At 75.4% G+C, this 2,243-nt stretch carries 3 protein-coding genes; 2 read left to right on the top strand and 1 reads right to left on the bottom strand.

Features of this window, described 5'->3' with window-relative positions:
- Positions 1–590: LacI family DNA-binding transcriptional regulator (locus DW299_RS09675; protein ID WP_136036460.1), on the bottom strand; the 590-nt coding region annotated here is incomplete at its 3' end.
- Positions 591–737: 147 nt separating this feature from the next.
- On the opposite strand from DW299_RS09675, the gene galT reads away from it, so the two are divergent.
- Both galT and DW299_RS09665 read left to right on the top strand, forming a co-directional pair.
- Positions 738–1,907, top strand: a complete 1,170-nt coding sequence (gene galT / locus DW299_RS09670) for a galactose-1-phosphate uridylyltransferase (RefSeq protein ID WP_136036459.1) — start codon at positions 738–740, stop codon at positions 1,905–1,907.
- Positions 1,904–2,243, top strand: a 340-nt coding sequence (locus DW299_RS09665) for a galactokinase family protein (protein ID WP_275090585.1), incomplete at its 3' end; no start/stop codon positions are given. The genes galT and DW299_RS09665, both read left to right, overlap by 4 nt.

The following is a 2,243-nucleotide window of genomic DNA, read 5'->3' as shown; positions in this document are numbered from 1 at the left end:
CCCGCGGCGAGCGCCTCCCGCCATCCCCGCTCGCGCTCGGCGGCGGCGAAGGAGTCGGCGGGCCCGGCGAGATGGTGCACGGTGGCGTGTCCGAGGCTCAGCAGGTGCGCCGTGGCCGCGGCCGCCCCTCCCGCGTGATCGCTGTGCACGACGATCGCCCCGGTCTCGGCGGGCGCGTCGACCACCACGAGCCGCAGACCCGGAGGCCGCGGGGCGGAAGGCACGAGCGCGGAGGCCTCGTTGAGCACGACCGCGCCGTCGACGCCCTGGTCCGCGAGCTGGGCGAACGCCGCCTCGACGCCCTCGGACGCGGTGACCACGGTGAGGGCGTAGCCGCGTTCGGCCGCCGCCTCGGCCGTGGCCTGCAGCATGCGGGAGTTGCCGATCGTCGCGAGGGTGGTGACGACGAGGCCGATCGTGTGCGAGCGGCCCGTGCGCAGGGCTCGCGCGGCGCGGTGCGGCCGGTAGCCGAGCTCTGCCATCGCCGCCTCGACGCGGGCACGCGTGGCCGGATCGACCCGCGGGCTGCCGTTGACGACGCGCGACACCGTCTGGCCCGAGACTCCGGCGCGCGCGGCGACCTGGGCCATGGAGACGCGGGCGTCCGGCGCGGCGGAGGCGGATGCGGAGGCGGGGGTGTCTCGTGCCACGCGTCCTCCGTTCACAACTCCGTCATGTTGACGTTATCACGCGCGGAGACCTACCATGTTGACGTGAACACGCCCGATTCCCCTGAGATGCGGACGCAGGTCCTCGGTGCCGGCGTCGTCCGCCGCGCCACGACCCTCGCCGACGGCCGCGACCTCTTCTACTACGACGACCCCGGCACCGCCCTCGGTCCGGAGCGAGCCGTCGACGCCCGCACCCTCGCCCCGCGACCCGACACCGCGACCATGCGGCTCGACGTGCTGACGGGCGACTGGATCACGATCGCCGCGAATCGGCAGAACCGCGTGATGATGCCGAGCGCCGACGCCGACCCGCTCGCCCCGCAGACCCCGGGCAACCCGTCCGAGGTGCCGTCGCGCTACGACGTCGCCGTGTTCGAGAACCGCTCCCCCGCGTTCGGCCCCGCGCTCGCCGAGGCCGTGAGCACCGCCCCCGCCGCGGCCGACGCCCCACGCGGGCTCGACGACCTCGACGCCCCGGGCCTCGGTCGCACCCGCACCGCGGTCGGACGCTGCGAGGTCGTGTGCTTCAGCCCCGAGCCCGCGGGATCGTTCGGCACCCAGACCGTCACGCGCGCCCGGACCGTGATCGAGGCGTGGGCCGACCGCACCGAAGCCCTCTCCGCACTGCCCGGTATCCAGCAGGTGTTCCCGTTCGAGAACCGCGGCGCCGAGATCGGGGTCACGCTGCCCCACCCGCACGGCCAGATCTACGCCTACCCGTACGTGACGCCGCGCACGACCCGCACGCTCGACATGATCGACCGCACCGCGCCCGACCTGTTCGCCCGCATCCTCGACACCGAGCAGCGGTCCGAGCGCGTCGTGCTCCGCGGCGAGCACTGGACCGCGTTCGTGCCCTTCGCCGCCCGCTGGCCGCTGGAGGTGCATCTGATGCCGCACCGCCACGTGCCCGACCTCGCCGCGACCACCGACGCCGAGCGCGACGAGCTCGCCCCGCTCTACCTGCGCCTGCTGCGCGGGGTCGACGCGCTGTACGACACCCCGACGCCCTACATCGCCGCGTGGCATCAGGCTCCCGTGCGCGTGGGCCGCGACAGCGTGCGCCTGCACCTGCAGCTGACGAGCCCCCGCCGCGCCGCCGACCGGCTCAAGTACCTCGCCGGCTCCGAGGCGGCGATGTGGGCGTGGGCCGCCGAGGTCACGCCGGAGCAGGGGGCCGAGCGCCTCCGCGACGCCATCGCCCGCACGGACGCCGTGGACGGAGTCTCCGCATGACCGCGGTGCGGGAGGCCGAGGCCCTGTTCGCGACCCTGACCGGGCACGGGCCGGACGGCGTGTGGTCGGCTCCCGGTCGCGTGAACCTGATCGGCGAGCACACCGACTACAACGACGGCTTCGTGCTGCCGTTCGCGATCCCGCAGCGCACGGCCGCGGCGGTCGGCGGGCGCGACGACGGTCGGCTCCGCGTCACCTCCACGTTCGCGGACGAGCCCGTGGAGGTCGCCCTCGACGACCTCGACCGCCTGTTCCCCACCGCGCCCGGGAGCCGCCCCGCGGTGCCGGAGTGGGCCGCGTACCCGCTCGGGGTGGCGTGGGCGCTGCGCCGGGCGG

Origin of the sequence: Microbacterium sp. K35 (assembly GCF_004794375.1) — a bacterium.
Classification (GTDB): domain Bacteria; phylum Actinomycetota; class Actinomycetes; order Actinomycetales; family Microbacteriaceae; genus Microbacterium; species Microbacterium sufflavum.
The sequence above is the reverse complement of the archived record's forward strand: the minus strand, read 5'-3'. Positions and strand labels throughout refer to the sequence as shown.